Origin of the sequence: Nocardioides seonyuensis (assembly GCF_004683965.1) — a bacterium.
Taxonomy (GTDB): Bacteria; Actinomycetota; Actinomycetes; order Propionibacteriales; family Nocardioidaceae; genus Nocardioides; species Nocardioides seonyuensis.
Window position 1 is genome coordinate 3,472,980 of sequence record NZ_CP038436.1, and the last position, 24,283, is coordinate 3,497,262.

The following is a 24,283-nucleotide window of genomic DNA, read 5'->3' on the forward strand; positions in this document are numbered from 1 at the left end:
GTGCGTGAGTTCCTCGAGCGGGCCCAGGCGGCCGTCGGCGACGACGGCCGCCTGGTTCCCGGGTCGATGGCCTCCTGGGACGTCTTCCCCTTCGAGACCGCGGGGCTCCGGGTCCGCTCGTTGGAGGAGTACGCCGTCCCGGAGCCTGACCGCACGCGGACGCCCGAGTCCTGTGGGACGTGCCGCGCCCTGGTGACCGACGACCTGCTCCTCCACACGGGCGAGCGCCTCGGCGTCGTACGCCCGAGCGGCTGCAACCTCGTCTTCGTGGCGAACGTGGTCTCGCGCAGCCATGAGTCGCTGGACGACCTCGATGACGAGGGGCACGCCGAGATGGGCCGCCTGATCGGCCGGACCTACCGTGCGATGAAGTCCCTCGAGGGTGTCGGCAACGTCCACGTCAACAAGTGGGAGAACGGCGGAGGTCACCTGTCGGTGACGCTGCTCGCCAGGCCGGAGGGCGTGCTGCAGCTTCGTGGGTCGAACCTCACGGTGTGGGCCGACATGCTCCCCGCCACGCCCCGCGAGGAGCTCGACGCCCGCGCGGAGCTGGTGCGCGCCGCCCTGGCGCGATGACCGACACCCAGCTCGAGCCGGCACGACGTCGGCCGTCCCGGCTCCCGCTCGTCCTCTCCTGCGTCGTCTCGGGCCTCGTCCTGGGCGGTGCGCTCCTCGCGCCGGTGATCGCGCGGGTCGCGGGCTACGAGCGCGCCCCGGCCGACCTGTCCGCTGTGCAGACCCACGACATCACCGACCGGAGCCACACCGAGGGGGACGTCGACTACCCCCACGTCCCGCCCGCCGGCGGCGCACACGCGCCGACGTGGCTGGCGTGCGGCGTCTATGACGTGCCGGTGCGCGAGGAGAACGCCGTCCACGACCTCGAGCACGGGACCGTCTGGATCACCCACGAGCCGGACCTTCCCGAACAGGAGCACACCCGGCTGGCGGAGCTGCTCCCTGAGAACGGCATCATGTCGCCACGGGAGGACCTGCCCGGTCCCGTGGTCGTCACCGTCTGGGGAGCCCAGCTCGTCCTGGACGGTGCGGACGACGAACGGCTCGCGCTCTTCCTCGACGAGTACGGCGACGGCCACACCGCGCCCGAGCGCGGCGCCAGCTGCCACGGCGGGACGCCGGATCCCTCCGGCGGCGTCTCCGCGCCGGGGCTCGGGGCCTGAGGGCGAGACGCGTCAGCGAGCCAGGAACTCGAGCAGCGCGTGGTTGAACTGCTCGGAGTGGCTGAGGTTGAGCCCGTGGGGCGCCCCGGCGATCACCGTCAGCTCGGACGTGACCATCTCGTGGGTGCGCTGACCGGACCCTGACAGGGGCACGATGCCGTCGCTGTAGCCGTGGAGCACCAGCGTCGGGACGTGCACCTTCTTGAGGTCGTCCCGGAAGTCGGTGGTCGCGAACGCGTGGGCGCAGCCCAGCGCGGCCGTCTGGTCGCTCTCGTGGCACATCGCGATTGCGTCCTGCCGTTGCTGCTCGGTGACCTGCAGCTCCCCCCGGGCGGAGAAGAAGTTCCGAGTGAAGCCGTCGAAGAACGCCTCGCGGTCCTCCTCGAGCCCGCGGGAGAACTCCTCGGCGGCCTCGGGGGTGAGCGGGCCCTCGGGGTTGTCCTCGGTCTGGAGGAGGTAGGGCGGCACGGCCGCGGCGAACACGACCGAGCGCAGCCGGTCCTCGCCGTGGTTGGCGATGTAGCGCGCGACCTCGCCGCCGCCCATGGAGAACCCGACGAGGGTGACGTCGGTGAGGTCCAGGTCGGTCAGCAGGCCGTCGAGGTCCGCTGCGAGCGTGTCGTAGTCGTATCCGTCGGCAGGCTTCTCGCTCCGCCCGAAACCGCGCCTGTCATAGGCGATGACGCGCAGGCCGGCCTCGGTGAGCGGTCCGGTCTGGGGGGCCCACATCTTCGCCGACATCGGCCAGCCGTGGATGAGCACGACAGGGCGACCCGAGCCGCCGGAGTCCTCGACATGGAGATCGATAGCCATGCCCCGATTCTTGGCCAGCGGCGCCGAGGTGTCCATCACCTGATCAGACGAGGTGCGTAGATTGGCTGCATGATCGCCGCGTTCTCCATCTCGCCCATGACTGAGGACCCGACCGGTTCGGTCACCGAGGCGGTCGCCGCCGCCGTGCGCGTCGTACGGGCGTCGGGGCTTCCCTGCGAGACCAACTCGATGTTCACCAACATCGAGGGGGAGTGGGACGAGGTGATGGCGGTCGTGAAGCAGGCCGTCGAGGTCGTGGCAGCCGTCTCGCCGCGGGTGGGACTGGTCCTGAAGGCTGACATCCGCCCGGGGTACGACGGACAGCTCACCGCCAAGGTCGAACGGATCGAGGAGGCGCTGGCGGATGGAGAGTGAGGTCCGCTCCTATCGCACCGGGGGCCACGACGTGGTGCTCGACCTGACCGAGGATGCAGGCTCGTTCGTCCGCGACCGGGGGGACGGGCTCCTCCACGTCTTCGTGCCTCACGCCACCGCCGGGCTGGCCATCATCGAGACCGGTGCGGGATCCGACGACGACCTGCTCGCGGCGCTGGCCGACCTCCTGCCCGCCGACGACCGCTGGCGGCACCGGCACGGGTCACCCGGTCACGGCCGGTCCCACGTGATGCCCGCTCTCGTCCCACCGCACTGCTCGGTCCCGGTCCTGGGCGGGCGGCTGGCGCTCGGCACGTGGCAGTCCATCTGCCTCGTGGACCTCAACGTCGACAACGTCGAGCGCGACGTGCGCTTCTCGTTCCTGAGGGGCTGACCTCGTCTGTCGAACGTGTGTTCGATACACTCCAACGATGTTCCCTGTCCCGCACCAGCCACCGCGTGGGCAGCCGCGCGGGGGACACGCGGGCGTCGCCCCACCCGGGTGGCCGCGCGAGGTGCGACCGCCTGACGCGCCCGGCTGGGAGGGCACCGCCGCCAGCTGGCTCCTCGACCAGTGCCCGCCGGAGTATCGCCGCTGGCCGGGACTCCGTCGCCACCTTGTCGTCCTCGCCCGGTTCGCGGTTCTTCACGTCGAGGCCCAGCAGGCAGCCACGCGACGAGGGCTCAGCGAGATCCGGGGTGACCTCAAGGACGTCGCGAGCCGCGAGGTGGTCGAGGCGGCCGTGCAGACCTTCCAGCTGGAGGACGCGCGACTGATGGCCCTGCGGAGAGGGATCGGTCTGGTCGAGGAGGCGGTCCGTGGACGTCGCTATGTCGCGAGGATGTGACTCACCGGTAGGTTCGGCGGGTGCAAGCAGCGGTGTGCCTGGCTCTCGTGGACCCACGCGGTCACTTCCTCATGCAGGAGCGCGACGAGCACGCTCCGACCTGGCCGGACACCTGGTGCTTCCCCGGTGGGGCGCTCGAGGAGGGCGAGACGCCTCGCGAGGCTGCGGCGCGGGAGCTCGAGGAGGAGACCGGCATCCGGGTCGAGGCAGACGCTCTCGCCGAGCTCGGGGTCTTCGAGGTGGTCTCCCCGCTGGGACCGTTCCGCTACCACGCCTTCACGGCCGCGACCCTGCTCGGTGACGAGGACGTCGAGTGCCGGGAAGGCCGCCAGATCGTCTTCGTCGACCCCCGGTCGCTCCACTCATTACCGCTGAACCCCGGCACGGAGGCCGTCCTCACCGCCTTGCGTGCGTGGGCGGCCGAGCACCCGTCGGCGCCCGACCCGGACGCTCGCACGTTTGCCGGGGTGATCCTCGTCGATCGAGCGGGGTGCATCCTCCTCCAGGAGCGAGACGAGCACCCGCGCATCGACCCGGACAAGTGGGGGCTCTGCGGCGGCCACGTCGAGCCGGGGGAGGGCTTCGAGGAAGCCGCCTTCCGCGAGCTCGAGGAGGAGACGGGTGTGCGCCTGCCGCCGGGCACCCTGACCTTGGTGGGCGAGTTCGTCGTCGACCACCGCCACGCCTATGGCACCTGGGACCGGATGGCGGTCTTCGTCGCCGGGACCGACCTCACCGACGCCGACATCGACTGCCGCGAGGGCCGTCAGATCGTGTTCGTCGACCCTGCAACCGCCCGGGGCCTGCCGCTGACGCACGCCGCGGCCGACGTCGTACCCGCCTTTCTGGAGTCCGCCCTCTACCGCAGCCTGTGGGAGTCCGCATGAAGCTCACCGTCCACCCCGTCCCCGCGATGGGTGCCGAGGACGTCGTCGTCACGCCCGACGGCGACGTCTTCACCGGCACCGAGGACGGCACGATCTGGCGCTTGCGCCCCGACGGCTCCCGCCTCGACCGCGTCGCCCACACGGGCGGTCGACCTCTCGGCCTCGAGCTCCTCGACAGCTCCCTGCCCTTCGACGGCGACCTGCTCGTGTGCGACGCGCGCCGCGGCTTGCTGGTCGTCGACACGGGCAGCGGGACGGTCACCACGCTCACCGAGCGCGTCGACGGCACGAGGATGCGCTTCTGCAACAACGCGGCGGTGGGTGGCGACGGCACGATCTGGTTCAGCGACTCCTCTACCCACTACGGGATCGAGAGGTGGAAGGACGACTTCGTCCAGGTCACCCGCACCGGCCGGCTGCTGCGTCGCGACGTCGACGGCACGGTCACTGTCGTGGAGCGGGGGCTCGCGTTCGCCAACGGGGTCGCGCTCAGCGCGTTCGGCGACTTCGTCGCAGTCGCCGAGAGCGGCGCCCGCACGGTCGTACGCCACTGGCTCACCGGTGAGCGTGCCGGTCGCCGGGACTTCCTCGTCGAGGACCTACCCGGCTACCCCGACAACATCAGCCGGGGGAGCGACGGGCTGATCTGGGTCTCGATCGGCAGCCCCACCGACCCGGTCGTCGAACGCATCCAGCGGGCACCGATGCCCGTGCGGCGGGCGGTCACGCGGATCCCTGCGCCGCTGCAGCCCAAGCCCAAGCGCACGGTGCGGGCCCAGGCCTACGACGACGCCGGGAAGCTCGTGCACGACCTCGACATCTCGGCGCCCGACTTCCACATGGTCACCGGCGTCCGCGAGCACGAGGGGAGCGTGTGGCTCGGGAGCCTCCACGAGGCGGCCGTCGCGGTGCTCCCATACACTCGATGACCATGGGCCATCTCGAGTCGATCACCTCGCCGCAGGACCTGCGTGCCCTCTCCGACACGGAGCTGGACGCCCTGGCGGCGGAGATCCGCGACCTCCTCATCCGGACGGTCGCCACCAACACCGGACATCTGGGGCCCAACCTGGGCGTCGTCGAGCTGACCCTGGCCATCCACCGGGTGTTCGACAGCCCGCGCGACCGTGTCGTCTTCGACACCGGTCACCAGTCCTACGTGCACAAGCTGGTCACGGGCCGTCACACCGACTTCTCCACGCTGCGCAAGGAGGGCGGACTGAGCGGCTACCCGAGCCAGGCCGAGTCCGACCACGACATCGTCGAGAACTCCCACGCCTCCACCTCGCTGTCCTACGCCGACGGTCTCGCCAAGGCCTACGCCGTCCGCGAGGAGGACCGGCACGTCGTCGCGGTCATCGGCGACGGGGCCTTGACCGGCGGGATGGCATGGGAGGCGCTCAACAACATCGCGATCTCTCGGAAGAGCCGCTTGGTCATCGTCGTCAACGACAACGAGCGCTCCTACACCCCGACCATCGGCGGGCTCGCCACGGCGCTCACCGCCCTGCGCACCAACCCGCGCTACGAGCAGGTCCTCGACCTGGTCAAGAAGCGCCTCAACGCGGTGCCCGGGGTGGGCAGTGCCGCCTACGACGCGCTGCACGCCATGAAGAAGGGCATGAAGGACGCCCTCGCCCCGCAGGGCCTCTTCGAGGACCTCGGACTGAAGTACGTCGGACCGGTCGACGGGCACGACCGGGTTGCCATGGAGCAGGCGCTGTCCAGCGCCAAGCGGTTCAACGGCCCGGTCATCGTCCATGCCATCACCCGCAAGGGCTTCGGCTACGACCCTGCCGAGCGTCACGAGGCCGACCAGTTCCACGCACCCGGCCCCTTCGACGTCCAGACGGGCATGGAGAAGCCCAAGGGACGGATCTGGACCGACCACTTCTCCGATGCGATGGTCGAGATCGGTGCGCGCCGCGACGACGTCGTCGCGGTCACGGCCGCGATGATGCACCCCGTGGGACTCGACGCGTTCCAGGGTCGCTGGCCCGAGCGCACGTTCGACGTGGGCATCGCCGAGCAGCACGCGGCCACCGCCTCGGCGGGGCTCGCGATGGGGGGTCTCCACCCGGTCTTCGCCGTCTATGCGACATTCCTCAACCGCGCCTTCGACCAGGTCCTCATGGACTGCGCCCTGCACCGTTGCGGGGTCACCTTCGTGCTGGACCGCTCCGGGGTGACCGGCGATGACGGCGCGAGCCACAACGGCATGTGGGACATGTCGATCCTGCAGGTCGTCCCCGGGCTGCGGTTGGCGGCCCCTCGCGACGTCTCCCGGCTCCGCGAGCTCCTCGACGAGGCGGTCGAGGTGGCCGATGCCCCGACCGTGGTGCGCTTCCCCAAGGGTCCTCCACCCGAGGACATCCCGGCGGTCGGCAAGGCCGGTGGCACCGACGTGCTCGTGCGATCAGGTCCACGGGACGTGCTGATCGTGGCGGTCGGCTCGATGTGTGCCGTGGCCGTCGACGTCGCCGCGCGCCTCAGTGACCAGGGGATCGGAGTGACCGTGGTCGACCCTCGCTGGGTGAAGCCGGTCGACCCCGCGATCGTCGAGCTGGCCCGCTCCCACGAGCTCGTGGTGAGCGTCGAGGACAACGGCCGTGTCGGCGGCGTCGGTGCGACCCTGCTCCAGACGCTGAACGATGCCGGCGTGACCACACCGTTCAAGCTGCACGGGATCCCCCAGGAGTTCCTCGACCACGCCAAGCGGGACGCGATCCTCTCCCGGATCGGCCTCGACGCGCAGAGCATCGCCCGTGGCATCGTCGAGGACGTCACCGCCCGGCACGACGGGCTCGCCGCCGTGGAGCAGCACCACCCGGGCTGATCCCGCCGGCTCAGAGGTCGCGGTGGACGATCTCCGGCTCCTCGCCCTGGTTGCGGGCGATGTTCACGATGGCGAGCGCGAGCCCGCCCCACAGGATGAGCATCGCGATCAGCATCATGACGATGGCGGACGTGGACATCAGGAGCTCCTCTCGTTCTCTCGTGCCTTGATCTCGGGATCCCCCATGAACGTGCTCGAACGCCAAGGCATCCGAGCCGCGAGGAAGCCGAGCACGATCACGGCGGCCGCCAGGCCCCACCCGAGGGTGTTCAGCATCCACGTCGGGTAACCCTCGTAGGGCTCCTGGATGTTGTTGATGAGCTCGTTGACCAGGATGAAGGTCAGCGCGGCCGGTGCCACGAACCCGATCAGCCACTGCCACCACATGCCCACGTGCACCGAGCCGTCCCGGTTGAGGTGCTCACGCAGCAGAGCGGTCTTGCGGAAGACCCACGACAGCGCGAGCATGCTCACCACCGCGACCAGCAGGATGCCGAAGCGGTTGATGAAGTGGTCGACGATGTCGAGCACGTAGACCCCCGTGGTGGTGCCCAGGAGCACGATGCTGATCAGGGCAGCCGGCACGCCGACCGCCATCGAGGCCGCGATCCGGGACATCTCGAACTTGTCCCGGACGGCTGAGATGACCACCTCGATCACGCTGACCAGCGAGGTCAGCCCCGCCACGACGAGGGAGCCGAAGAAGAGGACCCCGATCAGGGCGCCCGCCGGGGCCTCGTTGATGATCGCCGGGAAGGCGATGAAGGCCAGGCCCAGGCCGTCGGTCGCCACCTGGTCGACGGAGGTGCCCGCCGCGGTGGCCATGAAGCCGAGAGCGGCGAAGACGCCGATGCCGGCGAGCAGCTCGAAGCCGGAGTTGGCGAAGCCCACGACGAGCCCCGAGCCGGTCATGTCGCTGCGTCGGCCGACGTAGGACGCGTAGGTGATCATGATGCCGAAGCCCACCGACAGCGAGAAGAAGATCTGGCCGAAGGCCGCGATCCAGACGCTGGTCTTGCCCAGTGCGCTCCAGTCGGGCGTGAACAGTGCGTCGAGGCCGACGGCGGCGCCGTCGAGGGTCAGGGCGACCACCACCAGCGCGATGAACGAGATGAACAGGATCGGGATGAAGATCATCGACGAGGCGCCGATGCCCTTCTGCACGCCGAGGGCCATGATGAGGAGGACGACCAGCCAGACGAGCACCAGGGGCACCGTCACGCCGCTGACGAAGTCGAGTCCGATCCCGGGGTCGCCCGCCTGGAGATAGCTGCCGAAGAGGAACCCCTCGGGGTCGTCGCCCCACGCCTTGTCCATCGAGAAGAGCGCGTAGCGCGCAGCCCAGGCGATGACAGCGGCGTAGTAGACGGCGATCACGAAGCAGATCGCCACCTGCCACCAGCCGAGTCCCTCGGCTGCTGGATGGGCTCGCCGGAAGGCCAAGGGGGCCGAGCCGCGGTAGCGGTGGCCGAGTCCGTAGTCGAGCAGCAGGAACGGAAGTCCGGCCGTGAGCAGAGCGACGAGGTAGGGGATGATGAAGGCGCCGCCGCCGTTCTCGTAGGCGACGTAGGGGAAGCGCCAGATGTTGCCGAGTCCGACGGCTGAGCCGATCGCGGCGAGGATGAAGACCTTGCGGGAGCTGAACGCCCCCCGGTGCTCCTCGGAGTGCTCGACGGGTGAGCTCACGGATCCTCCTACCGATGGGTGCGGGCGGATTCAGCATGCCAGAGGCAACACCCGCGCACCACCACGGGCGGGGGAAGCGCAGCAGGGCCCGGCCGAGGCATCGGCCGGGCCCTGCTGCGAACGATCAGCGGCTCAGTGGAATCGCTTTCCGTTGGCCTTCTCCGACACTCCGGACACGTCCAGCAGGAAGGTCAGCCCGCCGTTCCAGAACGAGAACCCGGCGCCGGTGATCATCGCCAGGTCGATGTCCTCGGGGGCGGCGACCACGCCCTCGTCCAGCATCAGGCGCGCTTCCTCGGCCAGGCCGACGAGGGTCTTCTCCCGAACCTCCTCGGCTGTGAGCACCACCGGCTGCTCCGGCTTCTCGAGCAGCTCTGCCACGGACGGGTCGATGGAACCGTCGGGGCCGTAGTAGCCCGGCTTCCTCGCCTCGACCACCCGCCGCAGTGCCGGGGAGACGTAGAAGCGGTCGGGGAAGGCTCCTGCCAACGTCTCGTTGTTGTGCAGGGCGATGGCCGGACCGACCAGGGACAGCAGCATGAACGGCGGCATCGGGGCGATGCCGGCGAAGGCGCTGTCCGCGACCTCGACGGGCGTGCCCTCGTCGACGATCCGACCGACCTCGCCCATGAAGCGCCCCAGGAGCCGGTTCACGATGAAGGAGGGGCTGTCCTTCACGAGGATCGAGGTCTTCTTCAGGCTCCTGCCGGTGGCGAACGCCGTCGCCAGCGTGGCGTCGTCGGTCCGCTCGCCGCGCACGATCTCGAGCAGCGGCATCACCGCGACCGGGTTGAAGAAGTGGAAGCCCACGACGCGCTCGGGGTGCTCGAGGTCGGCTGCCATCTCGGTGATGGAGAGCGAGGAGGTGTTCGTCGCCAGGACGCACTCGGCGGAGACGACCTTCTCGACATCGGCGAAGACCGTCTTCTTGATCGCCATCTCCTCGAAGACGGCCTCGATCACGAAGTCGGCGTCACCGAACGCCGCCTGCTTGTCGGTCTCTCCCGTGACCAGCGCCTTGTGGCGGTTGGCCTTGTCCTGGTTGATCCGGCCCTTCGCGAGGAGCTTGTCGATCTCCGCGTGCACATAGGCGACGCCCTTGTCGGCGCGCTCCTGGTCGAGGTCGGTGAGCACGACGGGCACCTCGAGGCGGCGTACGAACAGGAGTGCCAGCTGGCTCGCCATCAGGCCCGCGCCCACGATCCCGACCTTGGTCACCGGCCGTGCCAACGACTTGTCCGGCGCGCCGGCGGGCCGCTTGGCGCGCTTCTGGACCAGGTCGAAGGCGTAGAGCGACGCGAGCAGCTCAGGGGTCTCCGACATCTCCTCGAGGGCGTCGTCCTCGGCAGCGAAGCCTGCGTCGCGGTCGGTGTCGCGGGCTGCCGAGATGAGCTCCACGGCCTTGCGCGCCGCGGGGGAGCCGCCGCCGGTCTTGCTGGCCACGATCTGGCGCGCGCGCTCGATCGCCGCGTCCCACGCCTCGCCCCGGTCGGGGTCGGCGCGGTGCACTTGGATCTCACCGCGCAGGACGGCGGCTGCCCACAGCAATGACTGCTCGAGGAAGTCGGCGCCGCCGAACACGGCGTCGGCGAGCCCCATCTCGTAGGCGGCCTGGCCGCCGAGGGTCTTCCCCTGGTTGAGGGGGTTCTCGAGGATCAGGGTGACCGCCTTGTCGGCACCCAGCAGGTTGGGAACCAGGTAGGCGCCGCCCCAGCCGGGGACCAGGCCGAGCATGACCTCGGGGAGCCCCAGCGCAGGGGCGGAGTCCATGACCGTGCGGTAGGTGCAGTGCAGCGCCACCTCGAGACCACCACCGAGCGCCAGGCCGTTGATCAGCCCGAAGCTGGGCTTGCCGCCGTCCTGGAGCTTGCGGAAGACCGCGTGCCCCAGCTCGGCCACGGTGCGCACGGCGCCGGGGCCGCCACCCTGGATGCTGGTGAGGTCGGCTCCGGCGGCGAGGATGAACGGCTTGCCGGTGACCGCGATCGCCTGGATGGTGTCGTCCGCCAGTGCCGCGTCGATCGCCTTGTCCAGCTCGAGCAACGAGCCGGGGCCGAAGGTGTTGGGCTTGGTGTGGTCCTCGCCGTTGTCGAGGGTGATCAGGCCGAAGGTGACTCCCGGAAGCGCGACCTTGCGCAGGTGGGCACGGGTGACCCGCTCGGCCTCCGACACGATGGCCTCGGCGCGAGCGCGCAGGTCTGCGGAGAGCTCATGGGTGTTGTCGCTCATCTCAGGCGTCCTCTCCGACGTAGTGGGGGTTCTCCCAGATCACGGTGCCGCCCATGCCGATGCCGATGCACATGGTGGTGAGTCCGTAGCGCACCTCGGGGCGCTCCTCGAACTGGCGCGCGAGCTGGGTCATCAGGCGCACGCCGGACGAGGCCAGCGGGTGGCCCATCGCGATCGCGCCGCCGTAGGGGTTGACGCGGTCGTCGTCGTCGGCGATCCCGAAGTGCTCCAGGAACGCCAGCACCTGGACGGCGAACGCCTCGTTGACCTCGAACGCGTCGATGTCGTCGATCGTGAGCCCGGCCTGCTTGAGCGCCTTCTCGGTCGCCGGGATGGGGCCGGCGCCCATGACCTCGGGCTCGACCCCCACGAAGGAGTAGGCCACCAGGCGCATCTTCACCGGGAGGCCGAGCTCGCGCGCGGTCTCCTCGTCGGCGAGCAGCGCCGCGGTGGCGCCGTCGTTGATGCCGGCGGCGTTGCCCGCGGTCACGTTGCCGTGCGAGCGGAACGGCGTCTTGAGACCGCCCAGCGACTCCATCGTCGTCTCCGGACGCATCGGCTCGTCGACGGTCGCCAGGCCCCAGCCGGCGTCTGCCGAGCGCGTCGCGACCGGCACGAGGTCAGGCTGGATCTTGCCGGCGTCGTAGGCGGCCTTGGTCTTCTGCTGGCTCCGCACGGCGTAGGAGTCGACCCGCTCCTTGGTGATCGTGGGGTAGCGGTCGTGGAGGTTCTCGGCGGTCTTGCCCATGACCAGGGCGTCGGGATCGACGATCCGCTCGCTGAGGATGCGCGGGTTGGGGTCGACGCCCTCGCCCATCGGGTGGCGGCCCATGTGCTCGACGCCGCCGGCGATGGCGACGTCGTACGCCCCGAAGGCGATGCCCGACGCCGTCGTGGTGACTGCTGTCATGGCGCCGGCGCACATGCGGTCGATCGAGAAGCCGGGGACCGTGTCGGGCAGGCCCGAGAGAAGGGCGGCGGTGCGCCCGATCGTGAGGCCCTGGTCGCCGATCTGCGTGGTCGCGGCCACCGCGACCTCGTCCACCCGCTCAGGAGGGAGCGAGGGGTTGCGCCGGATCAGCTCACGGATGCACTTGATGACGAGGTCGTCGGCACGGGTCTCGGCGTACTGGCCCTTGGCCTTGCCGAACGGTGTGCGCACGCCGTCGACGAAGACGACCTCTCGCTGCTTTCGGGGCACGAACAACTCCTGGGGATGAGGGTGGCAGACCAGAGTAGGTTACCCCCCAGTAACAACGCTGAGTAGTTCTGTCGTACCACCGACGGTGTGCGACCGCTCACTCACTAGGCTTGCCCCCATGGCCGAAAGACTCGTGCACATCGTCGACGACGCCGAGGTCCTCGACGAGGCCGGCGACCTCACCCTCGTCTGTGTCCTGACCGGGTTCCTGGATGCCGGCAAGTCGGCCGAGCTGGCTGCTTCCTACCTCGCCGACCTGAGCGAGAGCAAGGTCGTGGCGACCTTCGACGTCGACGTGTTCCACGACTACCGCGCCCGTCGCCCACCGGTGACCTTCGTGCGCGACCGGTACGACTCCTACGAGGCTCCCCGGCTCGTGGTGCGCGCGCTGCGCGACACGGGTGGGACGCCGTTCCTGCTCCTGCAGGGTCCCGAGCCCGACACGAGGTGGGAGGGCTTCGCGCGTGCTGTCCGCGAGGTGATCGAGCACTTCGGGGTGTCGCGAACCGTCGGGATGGGCGCGGTGCCCATGGCCGTGCCCCACACCAGGCCGATCGCGATCACCCCGCACGCCAACCGCCCCGAGCTGGTCCTCGGTCACAGCCCGTGGCAGGGCGAGCTTCGCGTCCCGGCGAGCGCGCAGGCGCTCCTCGAGATCCGACTCGGGGAGTGGGGCCACGACGCCCTCGGGTTCGTCGCCCACATCCCGCACTACCTGGCCCAGATGGAGTACCCCCAGGCGGCTGTCGCGCTTGTCGAGCAGGTCGAGCTCGGGGGGCGACTCACCGTCGACCTGACCGAGCTCCGCGCGGCCGCCGAGTCGACCGAGGCCGAGATCGAGCGCTACCTGGAGTCCCACGACGAGGTCGGCGAGGTGGTGCGGGGCCTCGAGCAGCAGTACGACGCCTTCCGCGAGGCCGAGGAGTCAGGGAGCTCCCTCCTCGCGGCGGACGAACCCTTGCCCACGGGCGAGGAGATCGGTCGTCAGTTCGAGCAGTTCCTCGCCGGTCTCGACGAGGACGAGCGCTGATGGCCGGCAGTGCCGCCGAGCTCGTGGAGCTCCTGGAGCTCGAGCAGATCGACCTCAACCTCTACCGGGGGTCCCAGCCCCGCCGCACGACCCGCCAGCGCGTGTTCGGAGGACAGGTCGCGGCCCAAGCCGTGATGGCTGCCCAGCAGACGGTCGAGGACGCCCTGGTCATCCACTCCCTCCACTCCTACTTCCTGCGACCCGGGGACCACGAGGTCCCGATCGTCTACGACGTCGAGCGCACCCGCGACGGGGCGAGCTTCGTCACGCGCCGTGTCCTGGCGCGGCAGCACGGCCGTCCGATCTTCCAGCTCTCGTGCAGCTTCCAGAGGCCTGAGGACGGCATGGAGCACCAGGACCGCCAGCCCGACGTGATCCCTCCCGAGGATGCGGTTCCCATCGCAGATCTCGTGCGCCAGCGTGGTCAGGAGGCGTTCGAGGAGTGGGACCGCGAGTGGTCGGCGCTCGACGGTCGCTACATCGGTACCTCCGCCATGGGCCTCCCCGAGGATCCCGACCATCCGGCCAAGGCGCGGCTGTGGGTGCGCATCGACGGCGACCTCGGCGACGACCGGGCACTCCAGGCGGCCGCGTTCACCTATGCCAGCGACCTGACCCTGCTGGGCGCGGCCCTGGTGCCACACGGGATCGGCATCTACTCGAGCCGGCTCCAGCCGGCGTCCCTGGACCACTCGATCTGGTTCCACCGCCCCTTCCGGGCGGATGAGTGGTGGCTCTACGACCAGGCCTCGCCGTTCGCCGGCGGAGCCCGGGGGATGACCACGGCGCGGGTCTTCACCCGTGAGGGCGAGCTCGTCGCGACGGTGGCACAGGAGGGCCTGATCCGCCTCCGGGACGGCCGCGCGCAGTCCTCCTAGCACTACAACGTTGTAATTCACCGCATTTCGCGGACGGGCGTGTCGTCGCCTCGTTACGGTTGAGCGCTCCTGTGACTCCTGTGATTGAGGACGTGCCCGATGCGCTTGCCGCGACCCCTGCTCGGACCCCTTGCGGGGCTGGCCTCCATGACGCTGGTGGTGACCACTGGGGCGGCGTTCGCGGCACGGAGCACACCACCGCTGACGCCGTACCAGATGCCGTTCCCCTGCGGTGAGACGTGGGCGGGATCCACCCGGGCCGGTCACAGCCCGAGCATCAGGTCCATCGACTGGAACCGCAATCCCGACGCCGGTGCCCCGGTCGTGGCCGCCGCCGGCGGGACGGTGACGACTGCCCAGGCGTCGTCCAGTGGCGGCTACGGCCGCTACGTCGTGATCGACCACGGCAACGGCGAGAGCTCGCTCTACGCCCACCTCAACAGCGTGAGCGCGGGGCTCGGCCAACGAGTCGACCAGGGCACCATGATCGGCACGGTCGGAAACACGGGGAACTCGCGCGGCTCCCACCTGCACTTCGAGCAGAAGTCGGGGAAGGCCGTCGTGGACGCGTGGTTCGGCGGCGTGGCTTTCAAGCCCGGCGCCCTCACCTCCGCCAACTGCGTCGACGTTCCGCTGGCGGGCAACTTCACCGGCGACCCGGCCGCCGAGACCGCGGTGTTCCGTCGAGCGCGCCGGTCGACCTTCATCGTCAGTCCCACGAGCTCGGCACCCATCCAGGTCCGCTTCGGGAGGGCGTTCGACGAGCCGCTCCTCGGGGACTGGGACGGTGACGGCCAGCTCGACGTGGGGGTGCGCACTCCGCGGCGGAGCAAGTTCAAGCTCCGCACCGCCAACGGGGTAGCGAAGATCAAGTTCGGGCTCGTCTCGGACCGTCCGATCAGCGGTGACTGGAACGGGGACGGCTCCAGCGAGATCGGCGTCCACCGGGCGAGCGACGCCACCTTCTGGCAGCGCCAGCCAGACGGCTCCACGGCACCGGTCTGGCTCGGCGACGGCGACGACCTGCCCGTGACCGGTGACTGGGACGGGGACCGTCGCACGGACCTGGGTGTCTTCGACCAGTCCACCGCGACCTTCACCCTGCGTACGACGACCGCCGACGGGCTGTCGCTGCTCTCGGTCGTGCAGCTCGGCGCGCCCGGCGACCTGCCGGTCACCGGCGACTGGGACGGCAACGGCATCACCGACCTCGGTGTGTGGTCGCCCACGACCGCGTTGCTCTCGCAGGGCTTCGCACCGATGTCCGCCAGGCCCGGCACGACGGCTACGCCCACGCGGGTGGTCCGTGTGGGGCGCAGCCGCTGAAGCTCAGGCGCGGGTGGCTCTTCCCACCAGGTGCGGAGACCCGTCCTTCGGGCTCGTCAGCGAGAACGTGTGCTCGCCGTCGACCTGTCGAGCCGCGAAGCTGACCGTGCCCGGCAGGAACACCGGCTTCTTGAACGCCACCTCGACAGTGACCGCGTCGGGCAGGCGGTTCTCGATCGCTGCGATGCAACGCGCCTTGGTCCACATGCCGTGGGCGATCTGGCGGGGGAAGCCCAGTGCCTTCGCCGTCAACGGGTAGAGGTGGATGGGGTTGTGGTCGCCGGAGACTCCGGCGTAGGTGCGCCCCAGGTCTGCCGGCAGTCGCCACTGCACGCCCCCACTGGGCGGGTCCACGACGGACAGCCCCGGGTCAGGCTCACCCTCCACCCGCGGGCCGCGCCGCAGGTAGACGGAGGCGGACTCCCAGACGACCTCGTCGTCGCAGGTCGCGGTCGTGACGAAGTCGAGCAGGGCACCCTTGGCATGTGCGCGAGGCGGAGCCACCGAGGCGCTCACGTCGAGGGTCGCGCCCACCTCGACAGGACGGTGGGCGGTGATGGAGTTCTCGACGTGCACCATCCCGATGGCGGGGTAGGGGAAGGCGGGGTCGCTCATGATCGCCATGTGGAGCGGGAACGCCAGCATGTGCGGGTAGGGCACGGGAAGAGTGTCCTTGCGGGGGAACCCGCACACCGCGGAGTAGGCGTCGACGTCCTTGCGGGTCGTCGCCACCCCCGGTCGGGCGTAGGAGAGCCCTCGGAACGTGCTGGAGGAGGCCTTCCTCACCCCGGGCAGGAGGTTGACGCCTGGGATGGCGGGGAGCGCTGCGCGCACCAGGGTGGTCAGCCCGCCCGGCTCCCCGGTGAGCAGCTTGGTCTCGGGACCGCCCATCATGCGCCCAGCATCATCTGGCCGCACACCCGGACGACGTTGCCGTTGACGGCCGTGGAGGCGGGCGAGGCGTACCACGCGATTGCCTCGGCGACGTCCACCGGCAGCCCGCCCTGGCTCATCGCGTTGAGACGCTGGCCGACCTCGCGAGTGGCGAACGGCACCGCCGCCGTCATGGCGGTGATGATGAAGCCGGGTGCGACGGCGTTGACCGTGATGCCGTTCCCGACCTCGTCGGCGAGGGAGTCGACGAGTCCGATCACGCCCGCCTTGGAGGCGGCGTAGTTGGTCTGACCGACGTTGCCCGCGATGCCGGCGATGGAGGCCACGCCGATGACGCGGCCGTTGTCGTTGATGACCTTCTCGTCCAGGAGGGTGCGGGTGATGCGCTCCGGGGCGGTGAGGTTGACGTTGATCACGCTCGACCAGCGGTCCTCGGCCATGTTGGCGAGCTTCTTGTCGCGGGTGATGCCGGCGTTGTGCACCACCACGTCCACACCGCCGTGCTTCTCGCGGAGGTGGTGGGCGATGCGCTGGGGAGCGTCCTTGGCCGTGATGTCGAGGGTCAGGTGGTCACCGTCGATCTCCCGCATGAGCGCCTGGAGCTCGCTGGCTGCCTGGGGCACGTCGACACCGACGACGAGGGCTCCGTCGCGGTGGAGGACGCGGGCGATCTGCTCCCCGATGCCGCGGCTCGCGCCGGTGACGAGCGCGACCTTGCCCTCCAGCGGGCGGGTCCAGTCATCGACCGGCTCGGCCTGCTGCTCTCCGTGGGCACCGATCCGCACGACCTGGCCCGACACGTAGGCGGACTTGGGGGAGAGGAAGAACCCGAGCGTGGAGGCGAGGGCGGCGTCCGCGCCCTCGTTCACGTAGACGAGCTGGACGGTGCCGCCCCTGCCGATCTCCTTGCCCAGGGATCGGATGAAGCCCTCGAGAGCGCGCTGTGCGACACGTTCGGATCCCTCGACCGACTCAGGCGTGGTGCCGAGCACCACGACCCGCGGGCAGGTGTCGAGGCTGCGCATCAACGGGGTGAAGAACTCCTGGAGCGCGATCAGGCCGCCGGGCTCGGAGATGCCGGTGGCGTCGAAGACGAGCCCCTTGTACTTCTCTTCCGTCGTGGTCTCGGTCGTCGAGGCGATGCCGAGGTCGTCGAGGACCGAGGGGAGGTCTGCGACCAGGCGACCGCTGCCGCCCAGGCCGACCGTGCCACGGACGAGCGGGGCCCCGGGCTCGTACCGCTCGAGGGGAGTGGGGTTGGGGAGGCCGAGGTTCTTCACCAGCAGCTTGCCGAGGGGGCTCGAGACGAATCCCTGGTAGCGGTCACTCATGGCAGGCGGGTCCTTTGGGGGTCGACGAGATCGAGCAGTGCGCGGCAGTTGTAACAATTGCTGTAACTCGGTGTCCACTCATCGTGATGTGGCACTCATTGCATTCCCTGACAGTGTGTCGGGAGCAAGGATAGGAGCCACGCCCGGCACAGCCTTCGGGACGATCCGCACGAGACAGCCACCCGCACCAGACAGCAGGAGCCGACATGCAGTCCACGACCCGCCGCGTCGCCATCATCGGCGGAAACCGTATCCCCTTCGCCCGGTCCAACACCGTCTACAACGACGCCTCCAACCAGGAGATGCTCACCGCCGCTGTCGACGGCCTGGTCGAGCGCTTCGACCTCCAGGGCGAGCAGCTCGGCATGGTCGCCGGCGGTGCGGTCATGAAGCACAGCCGCGACTTCAACCTCGTGCGCGAAGTCGTCCTCGGTTCCAGGTTGAGCCCGAGCACGCCCGCCCTGGACATGCAGATCGCCTGCGGCACGGGGCTCCAGGCCATCATCACCGTGGCCAACCTCATCGCGCTCGGCCAGATCGACTCCGCCATCGCCGGAGGTGCCGACACCACGTCCGACGCGCCGATCGCCATCTCCGAGAAGCTGCGCAAGAAGCTCCTCGCGGCCAACACCAAGCGCGAGACCAAGGACAAGCTCCTCGCCCTGGCCAGGATCCGGCCCGGCGACATCGGCATCTCCGCCCCGGCCAACCGCGAGCCCCGCACCGGCCTTTCCATGGGCGACCACCAGGCGCTGACGGCGCTCGAGTGGGGCGTGACCCGTGAGGAGCAGGACGAGCTCGCCGCGGCGTCGCACCAGAACCTCGCGCGCGCCTGGGACTCCGGCTGGATGGACGACCTCGTCACCCCCTTCCGCGGGGTCGAGCGCGACAACCACATGCGCCCGGACTCCACCGTGGAGAAGCTCGCCAAGCTCAAGCCGGTCTTCGGCAAGGGCGAGGCGGCGACGATGACAGCAGGCAACTCCACGCCTCTGTCCGACGGCGCTTCGGCCGTGCTGCTCGCGTCCGAGGAGTGGGCCGAGCAGCGGGGGCTGCCCGTGCTGGCCTACCTCACCGAGTTCCAGACCTCGGCCGTCGACTACGTCGGCGGCGACGAGGGTCTGCTGATGGCGCCGGCCTATGCGGTCTCCGAGATGCTCGACCGGGCCGGTCTCACGCTCCAGGACTTCGACTACTACGAGATCCACGAGGCGTTCGCCGCCCAGGTGCTGTCCACCCTCAAGGCGTGGGAGGACCCGGTCTTCTGCAAGGAGCGACTCGGACGTGACGAGCCGCTCGGCGCGATCGACCGCAGCAAGCTCAACGTCAACGGGTCCTCGCTCGCTGCTGCTCACCCCTTCGCCGCGACCGGCGGCCGCATCGTCCCCGTCGCGGCCAAGCTGCTCGCTGAGAAGGGGCAGGGTCGCGCGCTCATCTCGATCTGCGCAGCCGGCGGCCAGGGCGTCGTCGCCATCCTCGAGCGCTGACTCAGCCGCGCCCGCGCGCGCTCCCGGCACACGTCGGGGGCGCGCGCTGCTAGGGTCCACCTGACTTCGACATCCTTTAACGAGCCGTCCCGTGAGGCGGAGAAGGAGGTCCTGCACCCGCATGGCTGACCCACGCACCGTCCTCGACGCCCGTGACATCTCCCGGGCACTGACGCGCATCTCCCACGAGATCCTCGAGCGCAACAAGGGCGCCAGCCAGCTCGTCCTGCTGGGCCTGCACACCCGCGGCGTCCCGCTGGCTCACCGCATCGCGCAGCGCATCCAGGCCGTGGAGGGCGCTGGGGTCGACGTGGGCGAGCTGGACGTGACGATGTACCGCGACGACCTGCGAAAACAGCCCACCCGACGCTCGCACAAGACCGTGATCCCCGGGTCCGGCATCGACGACAAGGTCGTCGTCCTGGTCGACGACGTGCTGTTCTCCGGTCGCACCATCAGGGCCTCGCTCGACGCCCTCGCCGACCTGGGGCGCCCCTCCGCCGTGCGTCTCGCCGTGCTGGTCGACCGCGGACACCGCGAGCTGCCCATCCGTGCCGACCACGTGGGCAAGAACCTCCCCAGCGCGCGCACCGAGCGCGTCAGCGTCAAGGTGGCCGAGATCGACGGCGAGGACGAGGTGACGATCTCGTGAAGCACCTCCTGTCGATCGACGACGTGTCCCGCGACGAGATCGAGACCGTCTTCGAGACGGCCGCCGACATGCACGACGTCCAGCGTCGTGAGGTCAAGAAGCTGCCGGCCCTGCGCGGGCGCACGGTCGTGAACCTGTTCTTCGAGGACTCCACCCGCACCCGCTCCAGCTTCGAGATCGCCGGCAAGTGGCTCTCCGCCGACGTCATCAACATCAGCGCAAAGGGCTCGAGCGCGTCCAAGGGAGAGAGCCTCCGGGACACCGTCCTCACGGTCTGTGCGATGGGCGTCGACGGCCTGGTCGTCCGGCACCCCGCCAGCGGTGCGGCTCACCAGGTCAGCCAGTGGGTCGACGCGTCGGTCGTCAACGCGGGCGACGGCATGCACGAGCACCCGACGCAGGCCCTGCTCGACGCCTACACGCTCCGCACCCGGCTGGGGTCGCTCCAGGACCGGCACGTCGCCATCATCGGCGACCTGACGCACAGCCGGGTCTTCCGGTCCAACGTGCTGTGCCTGACCAAGCTCGGCGCACGGGTCACCGTCGTCGCCCCGCCGACGCTCATGCCGGCCGGCGTCGGCGCGTGGTCCCGGGCGGCGGGCTTCGAGACGTCGTACGACGTCGACGCGGTGCTGCCAGAGGCTGACGCGGTCATGATGCTCCGGGTCCAGCGCGAGCGCATGTCGGGGGGCTACTTCCCCAGCGCGCGGGAGTACACCGTGGGCTACGGGCTCACCCGTGACCGGCTGGCGTTGCTCAAGCCGGACGCCCCGATCTGTCACCCGGGACCCATGAACCGCGGCCTGGAGATCGCCGCCGACGCTGCCGACGCGGCCCAGTCCGTCGTCCTCGAGCAGGTCTCCGGCGGTCTCGCGATCCGGATGGCCGTGCTCTACCACCTGCTCGCGGGCGAGGAGTCCTGATGACGCTGAAGATCACCGGCGCGCTCGTGCTGGGGGAGCAGGCCGGGGACCTGTACGTCGACGACTCCGGCGTGCTGGTCGACGAGGTCCTGTCGCCCGACGAGACCATCGACGCCGACGGGCTGGTCGCGCTGCCCGGCCTGGTCGACCTCCACACGCACCTGCGCGAGCCCGGCCGCGAGGACGCCGAGACCATCCTCTCCGGATCGCGTGCCGCAGCCATGGGCGGCTACGCCGCCGTCCTGGCGATGGCCAACACCTCCCCGGTGACCGACACCGCCGAGGCAGCCCTGCGGGTGCTCGACCTCGGCCGGGAGGCGGGTCTCGTTCACGTCCAGCCCGTGGGTGCGGTGACGCGCGGCCTGGCCGGCGAGGAGCTCGCAGAGCTCGGCCTGATGGCGCGCTCGCGCGCCGCCGTGCGCGTCTTCTCAGACGACGGCAGGTGCGTCCACGACGCGCGGGTCATGCGACGGGCGCTGGAGTACGTCAAGGCGTTCGGCGGCGTGGTGTCCCAGCACGCCCAGGACCCGACCCTCGCCGGCCCGAGCGCCTGCTGTCACGAGGGGGAGGTCTCGGGAAGGCTCGGGCTGCCCGGCTGGCCCGGCGTCGCCGAGGAGGTCATCGTGGCCCGCGACGTGATGCTCGCCCGGCACACGGGGTCGCGGGTCCACATCGCCCACGTCTCGACGGCCGGGTCGGTCGAGGTGCTCCGCTGGGCGAAGGCGCAGGGCATCGACGTCACGGCCGAGGTCACGCCCCACCACCTCATGCTCACCACCGACCTGCTCACCGGCTACGACCCGACCTTCAAGGTCAACCCGCCCCTGCGCCCCGACGAGGACGTCGAGGCGCTGCGCGAGGCCCTCGCCGACGGCACCATCGATGCCGTGGCCACCGACCACGCGCCCCACGCCCGCCACGACAAGGAGCACGCCTTCGTCGACGCCGCGTTCGGGATGCTCGGGCTCGAGACGGCGCTGGCCGTCGTGCGCACCGCCCTTCCCGACCTGGCGTGGGCCGACATCGCCCGGGTGATGTCGGCCGCCCCGGCGCAGATCGCCGGTCTCGAGGGCTTCGGCTCGCTCGACCTGGGATCGACGGCCCACGTCGTGCTCGTGGAGCCCGACGCGACCGTGACCGTGGACCGGGGCGCCTCCGTGTCGCTCTCGCGCAACAACCCGTGGCACGGCCGGACGCTCAGGAGCCGGGTGGTGCACACGGTCTACGGCGGCCGCGTCACGGTTCGCGACGGAGCGCTCGCCTAGCCGGTCGAGGGGTCCCGGTCCGTCAGGCAGTAGACCTGGCCCCCGGGCGCCGTGAGGACGGTCCACCGATCACGGACCTCGACGACGCGGGCACCCAGGCGCACATGGAGCGTGGCGACGCCGTGACGGTCGGTCGTGGCCATGTCCGGGTGGGCGCTGACCGTGCCGCGCGGCTCCTCGAGACGCTGCAGGAGGATCCGCGCCTGCGTCGGGTGCGGGAGCCTGACGAACTCCGGTCGAACGCCCATCTCGGCCTCCCGCCCGGTCAGCTCCGTCCAGAACACGACCTCGGACTCCCACAGGGAGGAGGGGACGTCGAGGCAGACCTGGTCGAGGATCGTCGCTGCGCCGCGTGCGATCGCCGACTCGCCGGCGCCGAGCGTCTGGCAGAACACCATGCCGCCGGGGGAGCGCATCACCTCGACGTCGTGGTAGGTCCAGGCCGGGGTCGCACCCAGCTCTCGCGCACGGATGATCGAGGCCGGTCGGTCGTCGGAGTCCAGGTCGAGGTGGACGCCTGCCCGCTCGCTGACGGCCTGCATCTTGACGTACGCCGCCCCTCCGGACGGCAGCAGCGTGAGGAACTGCCCGTTCTCGCCCCGGCGCTGCGAGGGTCGCCAGCCGGTGACCGAGGACCAGAAGGACAGGGCCTCCTCGAAGTGCTCGGCCGGCGTGTCGAGGAAGACCTGGACCCATGAGGGGCCGCCCGAGGAGCTGCTCATGTGGGGATGATGGCACGACGTAGGGTCGTGGGATGGACACTGCCCAGGACTTCCCGCCCGCTGTCCCGCAGCTCCTGCACACCGTGCTCGACGCCGTCGACGTACGTCGCGAGGCAGAGTTCTGGCGCGAGCTCCTCGGGCTCGCCTACCGTCCCGGTGACGAGGTGCCGGACGACGGTCCCGACGAGGCCGACTGGCTGGTGCTCACCCACCCGGACGGCCGACGATGTCTTGCGCTGCAGGCGGTCGAGCGACTCCCCGAGAACCGCTGGCCGGAGACGGGTCATCCCGCGGTGACCCACCTCGACACCACGGTTCCTTCGGTCTCGGCGCTGGACGCGGTCCACGAGCGGGTGCTGGGGCTGGGCGGCCGACTGCGCCTGGATCGCAGCGATGACCGCGAGGAGCCGCTGCGGGCGTACGCCAGCCCCGCCGGGCACGTCTTCTGCGTCTTCGTGGCCTGAGTCAGGCGAGGCCGAGAGCCGCAGCCTCCTCCCAGAGGTCGTCACGCACGTCGGGGTGCGCGGCGTGGTCGATGAGGTTGCGCGCCTGCTCACGCTCGTCGCGACCCCACATCCAGGCGATGCCCTGCTCGGTCACCACGGCCGTGTGCTGGAACGACGTCACCGGCTCGTCGACGAGCGGCACGATCGTGGAGACGTCGGCACGCGGGTGCCAGCTGCGCAACGCCATGAAGGCCCTCCCGCCCTGGGAGTGGCTCGCCCCCACGGTGAAGTCGGTCTGCCCCCCGAAGCCGCTGTAGATCCGGGTGCCGATGCGCGAGGCGTTGGCCTGGTCGAACAGGTCGACCTGGAGAGCAGTGTTGATGGACGTCATCATGGGTTGCTGGGCGATCTGTGCGGGAGCGTTGGTCACCTCGGTGCGGAGCATGTGGATCCTGGGGTTGTCGTGGGCCCAGTCGTAGAGCTCCTGGCTGCCGAAGATGAAGGACGTCCTGATGGGCACCCCACGATCGAGGGCCCCCTCCTTCTCGAGCGTCAGCACGCCGTCGCTGAACATCTCCGTCCAGATCCGCAGGTTCCGACGCTCGAGGACGCCCGCGATGGTCGCGTCGGGCACCTCGCCGATACCGGCCTGGAGAGTGGCGCCGTCCCGGATCTCGGCCGCCACGCGGGACCCGATGAGCCGCGCGTCCTCACCGGGGATGCGGGGGTCGTGCGTGGCGAGCGGGATGTCGACCTCTACGCCCAGGTCGATGTCGTCGACCGAGATCTCGGCGTCACCGAAGGTCCACGGCATGCGTGGGTTGAGCTGCGCGACCACCAGCGCCCCGTGGGAGCGCGCAGCCTCGATGGCCGCAGGCAGGACGTTGACCTCGAGACCGAGTGACACCTTCCCGTTGCGCGGCGTGGTGGTGTGCACGACGACCACGTCGGGGGCGAGCGGGCCGTGGAACAGGCGCGGCACCATCGAGAGGCGGCTGGGGACGTAGGAGAGTCGCGGGTGCCGCCGGTACCCGGGGCCGACGAACGTGGTCTCGGGCACCACCCCGTCGTGGACGGGGAGGTTCCGCTGGGCGTTCAAGGCGTGGAGCCTGGCATGGGGCAGCTGCGCCAGCATCGGGGTCAAGACCTCGACCGGCGAGGCGAAGTTGCCGCTGATGACGATGCGTGGCTCTGACACCCCCAGCTCGGAGACGGTGCGGGCTGCCTGGGCGACGTCGACGGTGCGCATGGGGCGATCGTGGCAGACGAACAG

General features: G+C 70.3%; 25 protein-coding genes. 16 read left to right on the top strand and 9 right to left on the bottom strand.

Annotated elements, in window-relative coordinates; translation table 11 throughout:
- Entirely contained in the window at positions 1-576 is a 576-nt protein-coding gene (locus tag EXE58_RS16820; protein WP_135268925.1) for an HIT family protein, read from the top strand.
- The gene (locus EXE58_RS16825) at positions 573-1,181 is read left to right on the top strand and encodes a DUF3105 domain-containing protein (protein WP_135268926.1); all 609 of its coding nucleotides are present in this window, start codon (positions 573-575) and stop codon (positions 1,179-1,181) included. The genes EXE58_RS16820 and EXE58_RS16825 overlap by 4 nt, the downstream gene beginning before the upstream one ends.
- Positions 1,182-1,193: 12 nt before the next feature.
- Here EXE58_RS16825 and EXE58_RS16830 read toward each other — a convergent pair whose 3' ends face one another.
- On the bottom strand, positions 1,194-1,994 hold the full coding sequence (locus EXE58_RS16830; RefSeq protein WP_135268927.1) for an alpha/beta fold hydrolase: 801 nt from the start codon (positions 1,992-1,994) through the stop codon (positions 1,194-1,196).
- Between the two features lie 69 nt (positions 1,995-2,063).
- Between EXE58_RS16830 and EXE58_RS16835 the strand changes: the two genes are divergently transcribed.
- Genes EXE58_RS16835 through dxs form a run of 6 tightly spaced genes read left to right on the top strand, consistent with a single transcriptional unit; the run spans position 2,064 to position 6,940 of the window.
- On the top strand, positions 2,064-2,369 hold the full coding sequence (locus EXE58_RS16835) for a thiamine-binding protein (protein WP_135268928.1): 306 nt from the start codon (positions 2,064-2,066) through the stop codon (positions 2,367-2,369).
- Complete coding sequence (locus EXE58_RS16840; RefSeq protein WP_135268929.1) at positions 2,359-2,763, top strand: YjbQ family protein; 405 nt, start codon at positions 2,359-2,361, stop codon at positions 2,761-2,763. Before EXE58_RS16835 ends, EXE58_RS16840 begins: the two co-directional genes overlap by 11 nt.
- A 37-nt stretch (positions 2,764-2,800) precedes the next feature.
- Positions 2,801-3,217, top strand: a complete 417-nt coding sequence (locus EXE58_RS16845) for a hypothetical protein (protein WP_208544059.1) — start codon at positions 2,801-2,803, stop codon at positions 3,215-3,217.
- 20 nt (positions 3,218-3,237) lie between these two features.
- Positions 3,238-4,104, top strand: a complete 867-nt coding sequence (locus tag EXE58_RS20180; RefSeq protein ID WP_244242283.1) for an NUDIX domain-containing protein — start codon at positions 3,238-3,240, stop codon at positions 4,102-4,104.
- Positions 4,101-5,033: an SMP-30/gluconolactonase/LRE family protein gene (locus EXE58_RS16860; protein WP_135268930.1), complete on the top strand. Its 933-nt coding sequence runs from the start codon at positions 4,101-4,103 to the stop codon at positions 5,031-5,033. The genes EXE58_RS20180 and EXE58_RS16860 overlap by 4 nt, the downstream gene beginning before the upstream one ends.
- 2 nt (positions 5,034-5,035) lie before the next feature.
- Complete coding sequence (gene dxs, locus EXE58_RS16865) at positions 5,036-6,940, top strand: 1-deoxy-D-xylulose-5-phosphate synthase (protein ID WP_135268931.1); 1,905 nt, start codon at positions 5,036-5,038, stop codon at positions 6,938-6,940.
- A 10-nt stretch (positions 6,941-6,950) separates the two neighbouring features.
- On the opposite strand, the gene EXE58_RS16870 is transcribed toward dxs, so the two are convergent.
- The 4 genes from EXE58_RS16870 to EXE58_RS16885 form a co-directional block, all read right to left on the bottom strand.
- Positions 6,951-7,079: a methionine/alanine import family NSS transporter small subunit gene (locus EXE58_RS16870; protein WP_135268932.1), complete on the bottom strand. Its 129-nt coding sequence runs from the start codon at positions 7,077-7,079 to the stop codon at positions 6,951-6,953.
- Positions 7,079-8,626, bottom strand: a complete 1,548-nt coding sequence (locus EXE58_RS16875) for a sodium-dependent transporter (RefSeq protein ID WP_135268933.1) — start codon at positions 8,624-8,626, stop codon at positions 7,079-7,081. Before EXE58_RS16875 ends, EXE58_RS16870 begins: the two co-directional genes overlap by 1 nt.
- 132 nt (positions 8,627-8,758) lie before the next feature.
- Complete coding sequence (locus EXE58_RS16880) at positions 8,759-10,855, bottom strand: 3-hydroxyacyl-CoA dehydrogenase NAD-binding domain-containing protein (RefSeq protein WP_135268934.1); 2,097 nt, start codon at positions 10,853-10,855, stop codon at positions 8,759-8,761.
- 1 nt (position 10,856) lies between these two features.
- A complete protein-coding gene (locus tag EXE58_RS16885) occupies positions 10,857-12,056 on the bottom strand; it encodes a thiolase family protein (RefSeq protein ID WP_135268935.1) in 1,200 nt (399 codons plus the stop codon).
- Positions 12,057-12,174: 118 nt separating this feature from the next.
- Between EXE58_RS16885 and EXE58_RS16890 the strand changes: the two genes are divergently transcribed.
- From EXE58_RS16890 to EXE58_RS16900, 3 genes are all read left to right on the top strand, one after another.
- A complete protein-coding gene (locus EXE58_RS16890) occupies positions 12,175-13,086 on the top strand; it encodes a proteasome assembly chaperone family protein (protein ID WP_135268936.1) in 912 nt (303 codons plus the stop codon).
- Complete coding sequence (locus tag EXE58_RS16895; RefSeq protein WP_135268937.1) at positions 13,086-13,964, top strand: acyl-CoA thioesterase; 879 nt, start codon at positions 13,086-13,088, stop codon at positions 13,962-13,964. The genes EXE58_RS16890 and EXE58_RS16895 overlap by 1 nt, the downstream gene beginning before the upstream one ends.
- A gap of 99 nt (positions 13,965-14,063) precedes the next feature.
- Positions 14,064-15,290, top strand: coding sequence for a peptidoglycan DD-metalloendopeptidase family protein (locus tag EXE58_RS16900; protein ID WP_135268938.1), 1,227 nt, complete (start codon positions 14,064-14,066; stop codon positions 15,288-15,290).
- 3 nt (positions 15,291-15,293) lie between these two features.
- On the opposite strand, the gene EXE58_RS16905 is transcribed toward EXE58_RS16900, so the two are convergent.
- On the bottom strand, positions 15,294-16,184 hold the full coding sequence (locus tag EXE58_RS16905; protein ID WP_244242284.1) for a MaoC family dehydratase: 891 nt from the start codon (positions 16,182-16,184) through the stop codon (positions 15,294-15,296).
- A complete protein-coding gene (locus EXE58_RS16910) occupies positions 16,181-17,515 on the bottom strand; it encodes a 3-oxoacyl-ACP reductase (protein ID WP_135268939.1) in 1,335 nt (444 codons plus the stop codon). The genes EXE58_RS16905 and EXE58_RS16910 overlap by 4 nt, the downstream gene beginning before the upstream one ends.
- Before the next feature lie 206 nt (positions 17,516-17,721).
- Between EXE58_RS16910 and EXE58_RS16915 the strand changes: the two genes are divergently transcribed.
- From EXE58_RS16915 to EXE58_RS16930, 4 genes are all read left to right on the top strand, one after another.
- On the top strand, positions 17,722-19,002 hold the full coding sequence (locus EXE58_RS16915; protein ID WP_135268940.1) for an acetyl-CoA C-acetyltransferase: 1,281 nt from the start codon (positions 17,722-17,724) through the stop codon (positions 19,000-19,002).
- Between the two features lie 121 nt (positions 19,003-19,123).
- A complete protein-coding gene (pyrR, locus tag EXE58_RS16920) occupies positions 19,124-19,654 on the top strand; it encodes a bifunctional pyr operon transcriptional regulator/uracil phosphoribosyltransferase PyrR (protein WP_135268941.1) in 531 nt (176 codons plus the stop codon).
- Positions 19,651-20,577 (top strand): aspartate carbamoyltransferase catalytic subunit, encoded by a 927-nt coding sequence (locus EXE58_RS16925; RefSeq protein ID WP_135268942.1) that lies wholly within the window; start codon positions 19,651-19,653, stop codon positions 20,575-20,577. Before pyrR ends, EXE58_RS16925 begins: the two co-directional genes overlap by 4 nt.
- Positions 20,577-21,842, top strand: a complete 1,266-nt coding sequence (locus tag EXE58_RS16930; protein ID WP_135268943.1) for a dihydroorotase — start codon at positions 20,577-20,579, stop codon at positions 21,840-21,842. The genes EXE58_RS16925 and EXE58_RS16930 overlap by 1 nt, the downstream gene beginning before the upstream one ends.
- Here EXE58_RS16930 and EXE58_RS16935 read toward each other — a convergent pair.
- Positions 21,839-22,564, bottom strand: coding sequence for a VOC family protein (locus EXE58_RS16935; protein ID WP_135268944.1), 726 nt, complete (start codon positions 22,562-22,564; stop codon positions 21,839-21,841). The two genes, EXE58_RS16930 and EXE58_RS16935, sit on opposite strands and share 4 nt — an antisense overlap.
- Positions 22,565-22,596: 32 nt before the next feature.
- Between EXE58_RS16935 and EXE58_RS16940 the strand changes: the two genes are divergently transcribed.
- Positions 22,597-23,028: a VOC family protein gene (locus tag EXE58_RS16940; RefSeq protein ID WP_135268945.1), complete on the top strand. Its 432-nt coding sequence runs from the start codon at positions 22,597-22,599 to the stop codon at positions 23,026-23,028.
- A 1-nt stretch (position 23,029) separates the two neighbouring features.
- Here the strand turns inward: EXE58_RS16940 and EXE58_RS16945 are convergent, their stop codons facing one another.
- Entirely contained in the window at positions 23,030-24,259 is a 1,230-nt protein-coding gene (locus tag EXE58_RS16945; protein WP_135268946.1) for an acetyl-CoA hydrolase/transferase family protein, read from the bottom strand.
- Positions 24,260-24,283: the final 24 nt, after the last annotated feature.